Origin of the sequence: Actinoplanes sp. NPDC051633 (assembly GCF_040681735.1) — a bacterium.
Taxonomy (GTDB): Bacteria; Actinomycetota; Actinomycetes; order Mycobacteriales; family Micromonosporaceae; genus Actinoplanes.
In genome coordinates this window covers 1-4,314 of the sequence record NZ_JBFAZH010000678.1, presented here as the reverse complement: position 1 = coordinate 4,314, position 4,314 = coordinate 1, and the positions used below count along the sequence as shown (strand labels likewise).

Genomic DNA, 4,314 nt, shown 5'->3' with positions numbered 1-4,314 from the left:
ATAAATTAGCTAAAATATTAACATTGCTTATATCTTTCATATTCACCCTAATTATGGCCACCCGGCTGGGCGCCACGGTCGGGATCGCGCCGGTGATGCCGCCGGTCTCCGAGTCGCCGACCGTGCCCCTGCGGCGGCCGCTTCCGGTGCCCGGGCCGCGTCCGTTGCGGTCGCTTCCAGCGCCGTCGCGGCGCATGCGGCCGCTCCGGAGGCTGCGGCTGAAGGCCGGGCTGCGGCTGCTTCCGGTGCTTCGCATGGGTGCCGCGAAGCCGCTCGGCGGCGGGCTCTTCCAGGGTGGCCGGGTGCTGACACTGCCGTCGCCGCGGGTCTTCTCGCTGACCGCACGGCATCGCATGCAGGCCGGCGTCGCCACCGTCGCGATGCTGGCGGCGGTCGGGGTGAGCTGGGCGGTGGAGCGGGAGCCGGCCGAGGTGGGGCCCGCGCAGGCGTCGGCGGCCGGAGTGGGCACGCCGGCCGGCGTCGCGCACACCGCCGGCTGCACGGTCCGCTACCGCGTCGAGAAGGACACCGGCGCCGACTTCGAGGCGCGGGTGACCGTGGTGAACAACGGCGAGCAGTCGGTCGAGGACTGGCGGATGGAGTTCGCGTACCCGGGGACGCAGCGGCTCACCGATCCGGCGCGGGCCATCGCGCAGAACGGGCGGAAGGTGGTCTATCGCGGCAAGCAGGACCTGGGGCCGGGGCGGTCGGCGAGTGTCACGCTGCGCGGCGCGTACCGGGGGAGCAACCCGCTGCCGCTGGCCTTCACGCTGGACGGGCGCCGGTGCGAGGCACAGGTGGTCGGCGCGCGTACCCCGGTCATCGAGCCCGACCCGTCGCCGACGACGGCCGCGACGGTCGCGGCCAGGAAGAAGTCGCCTTCGTCCGAGAAGCAGCCGGCGAAGAAGAAGGTCGTGAAGCCTGCGCCCAAGATCGCGCCGAAAGGAAAGCAGAAGGCCAGGCCGACGCCGCCGCCCGCGCCCGAGCGCCGGGTGGGTGGCTTCTCCGTCGCGATCTAGGTCTTGGCGGCGAAGTTCTCGACCTTCTTCGTGTCCCCGGCGACGATCAGGATGCAACCCTTGGGTACGACCGTGTCCGGCCGCGCGTACGTGAAGTCCTGGCCCGGAAGCTTGACCCCCACCACCGTGACGCCCCACCTGGTGCGCAACCCGACGTCGGCCAACGACCGGCCCACGGCCTCGCCCGGCGCCCGCACCTTCGCGATGGCGAAGCCGTCGTCGAACTCGATGTAGTCCAGCATCCGGCCGGTGAGCAGGTGCGCGACCCGCTCACCCATCTCCGCCTCGGGATAGATGACGTGCTTCGCGCCCACCTGCCGCAGGATCTTGCCGTGCTTGACGCTGGTCGCCTTCGCCCAGATCTCGTGCACGCCCACCTCGACCAGCGTCAGCACGGTGAGCACGCTGGTCTCCAGGTTGGTGCCGATGCCGACCACCGCGCGGGGAAAGTCCGGTACGCCGAGCTGGTGCAGCGTGTCGGTGTCGGTCGCGTCCGCCTCCACCACCTGGGTGAGCCGGTCCGACCAGTCCTGCACGATGCGCGGGTCGGAGTCGATGCCGAGCACCTCGTGGCCGAGGTTCTGCAGCGAAGCGGCGACCTGGCCACCGAACCGGCCCAGGCCGATGACGACGACGTTGTCGTTATGTTCCTCAGCCAACGAGTGGTCGCTCCTCCGGATAGCGGTACAGCCGGCGACGGGTGTTCAGGGCGATCGCGGTGCCTACGGCGATCGTGCCGACCCGGCCGACATACATCAAGACGACAAGCAGAACCTGCGCGGATTCCGGCAGCGACGGGGTGATGCCGGTGCTCAGCCCCACCGTCGCGAAAGCCGACGTCACCTCGAACAGTGCCCGGTCGAACGGGATGTGATCGGTCAGCCCGATCAGGCCCAGCGTGCCCGCCGCGACCAGCGCCACGCCGAGCAGTGCGACCGTGATGGCCTGACGCTGCGTTTCGTCGGCGATCCGCCGGTTGCGGATCGTCACATCGGCCTCACCACGCAACTCCGCCCAGATCACGAAGGCGAGCAGCAGGAAAGTGGTCACCCGGATGCCGCCGGCGGTGCTGGCGCTGCCGCCGCCGATGAACATCAAACCGTTGGTCACCGCGATCGTCTCGGTGTTCATGTCGCCGAGGTTGATGCTGTTGAAGCCGCCGGAGCGGGTCATCACGTCCTGGGTCAACGCGGCGAGGATCTTGGTGCCGAAGCCGTGCGCACCCAGCGTCTTCGGGTTCGACCACTCGAAGGTCAGGAACACCAGGAAGCCGATCGAGCTCAGCAGCAGAGCACCCCACACGGTGAGCCGGGTATGCGTCGACCAGGTGCCCGGCTTGCGCCACTCCCGGGCCAGCTCGAACAGCACCGGAAAGCCGATCGCGCCGGTGAACACACCCAGCGTCAGCGGCAGGCAGATCCACCAATCGCCGACGAACCGCACCAGGCTGTCCGGGTAGAGCGCGAAGCCAGCGTTGTTGAACGCCTGGACGGCGTGGAAGACGGCCTCCCACACCGCGCGGCCGAACGAGTAGTCGTACGTCAGCCAGAAGCGCAGCGTCAGCACCACGCTGATCGCGGCCTCGCAGACGAACATGGTCAGCGCGATCCGGATCAGCACCCGCCCGAGGTTCCCGCCGAACAGCCCGGAGCTCTCCGCCTGCGCCATCAGCCGGCTGCGCAACCCGAGCCGGCGGGACACCAGCAGGCTCAGCAGCGTCGCCAGGGTCATGATCCCGAAGCCGCCGACCTGCGCCAGCACGGTGATGATGACCTGCCCGAAGGTCGACCAGTAGGTCGGCGTGTCGACCACCGCCAGGCCGGTGACGCAGACCGCGCTGGTCGCCGTGAACAGGGCGGTGACGAACGGCGCGTGCCCCGGCTCAGCACGCGCGGCGGGCAGCATCATCAGCACCGTGCCGATCGCCACGGCACCCAGGAACGCCAATGGCACGATCCGGGCCGGATATTGCCACGACGAACGTCCCCGCACCCCCAAGGTCATACCACTCCCGGTGGACGTTCACCTGCTTGTCGTGTCGTGCCCATCGTTCCGTAGCATGACGGCCGTTCACTGAGGGTGTGGACTACGTTCCGACCAAACCACTCGTCATCGGTCATCGCGGCGCCTGCGGGTACCGTCCCGAGCACACCCTGGAGTCGTACCGACTCGCCATCCGCCTCGGCGCCGACTACATCGAACCAGACCTCGTCTCCACCCGCGACGGCGTACTCGTCGCCCGGCACGAGAACGACATCAGCCGAACCACCGACGTCGCCGCCCACCCTTCGTTCGCCGGCCGCCGGACGACGAAGCTGATCGACGGCGCCGAGGTCACCGGGTGGTTCACCGAGGACTTCACGCTCGCCGAGCTGCGCACGCTTCGCGCGATCGAAAGACTTCCCGGGGTACGCCCGCAGAACACGATCTTCGACGGCCGCTTCATGATCCCGACGTTCCAGGAGGTCCTCGACCTCGCGTCCGCCGAGGAACGCCGCCTCGGCCGGCCGATCGGCGTCTACCCCGAGACGAAGCTGCCGTCGCACTTCGCCGCGCTCGGGCTGGCGCTCGAGGAGCCGCTGATCCGCACCCTCTATCGCAACGGCTTCGCCGACCGCACCGACCACATCCTGATCCAGTCGTTCGAGGCGTCGTCCCTGGTGACGATGAGCGGCATGACCGACCTGCGGCTGGTCCACCTGCTGGAGACCCCGCCCGACGATCTGACGTCGATCTCGACCTACGCGCACGCCATCGGCCCGGACAAGGACCTGCTGCGCGCCGACCCCGGCATGGTGGCCCGGGCGCATGCCGCCGGGCTGGCGGTCCACGTCTGGACGTTCCGGGCCGAGAATGCGTTCCTGCCGCCGTCCTGCCGGCTCGGTGACTCACCGACGGATCGCGGCGACGTCATCTGCGAGTACGAGTACTTCCTCGACCTCGGCGTGGACGGCCTCTTCACCGACCACCCGGACACGGCAGTGGCGGCGGTTAATGCGCTGCGGCGGCACCGCACGCCGGTTAGCGTGGGCTGATCTTTCTTCGGAAGGGGTTGTGATGCGGCTCAGCAAGGTGACGGTCCCCGCCGCGTAGCGAGGACCCTGCTTTCTCTCGCTCAGCGGCGGACTCGGTGACCGATTCCCGCCTGCTTGAGGAGCAGTTTTGCGTGCCCTTTTCCCCGCCCGTACGGGCGCGGACTTCACCAGACTCTGGACCGCCTCGGCGGTCTCCAACCTGGGCGACGGCGTCACGATGGTGGCCGGCCCGTTGCTCGTCTCCACGATCAGCGACGACC

Annotated in this window: 5 protein-coding genes and 1 pseudogene; 3 read left to right on the top strand and 3 right to left on the bottom strand. The window is 69.0% G+C overall.

Translation table 11 applies throughout. From position 1 onward, the window contains the following. A partial coding sequence (locus AB0M20_RS29555; protein WP_364303595.1) for a hypothetical protein occupies positions 1-196 on the bottom strand: 196 nt, incomplete at its 3' end. Between AB0M20_RS29555 and AB0M20_RS29550 the strand changes: the two genes are divergently transcribed. Next, positions 195-1,019, top strand: a complete 825-nt coding sequence (locus AB0M20_RS29550) for a cellulose binding domain-containing protein (RefSeq protein WP_364303594.1) — start codon at positions 195-197, stop codon at positions 1,017-1,019. The two genes, AB0M20_RS29555 and AB0M20_RS29550, sit on opposite strands and share 2 nt — an antisense overlap. On the opposite strand, the gene AB0M20_RS29545 is transcribed toward AB0M20_RS29550, so the two are convergent. After that, positions 1,016-1,678, bottom strand: coding sequence for a TrkA family potassium uptake protein (locus AB0M20_RS29545; RefSeq protein ID WP_364303593.1), 663 nt, complete (start codon positions 1,676-1,678; stop codon positions 1,016-1,018). The genes AB0M20_RS29550 and AB0M20_RS29545 overlap by 4 nt on opposite strands. Beyond that, positions 1,671-3,023, bottom strand: a complete 1,353-nt coding sequence (locus tag AB0M20_RS29540) for a potassium transporter TrkG (RefSeq protein ID WP_364303591.1) — start codon at positions 3,021-3,023, stop codon at positions 1,671-1,673. Before AB0M20_RS29540 ends, AB0M20_RS29545 begins: the two co-directional genes overlap by 8 nt. 77 nt (positions 3,024-3,100) lie before the next feature. Between AB0M20_RS29540 and AB0M20_RS29535 the strand changes: the two genes are divergently transcribed. Together AB0M20_RS29535 and AB0M20_RS29530 are read left to right on the top strand one after the other, a co-directional pair. Continuing rightward, complete coding sequence (locus tag AB0M20_RS29535; RefSeq protein ID WP_364303590.1) at positions 3,101-4,054, top strand: glycerophosphodiester phosphodiesterase family protein; 954 nt, start codon at positions 3,101-3,103, stop codon at positions 4,052-4,054. A 127-nt stretch (positions 4,055-4,181) separates the two neighbouring features. Then, positions 4,182-4,314 (top strand): annotated as a pseudogene (locus AB0M20_RS29530) (MFS transporter); the annotation flags it as partial.

Bases quoted from the DNA above. Each gene is read 5' to 3' on its own strand.
- AB0M20_RS29550 (WP_364303594.1), top strand. From the start codon at position 195: ATGCGGCCGCTCCGGAGGCTGCGGCTGAAGGCCGGGCTGCGGCTGCTT.
- AB0M20_RS29540 (WP_364303591.1), bottom strand. From the start codon at position 3,023: ATGACCTTGGGGGTGCGGGGACGTTCGTCGTGGCAATATCCGGCCCGG.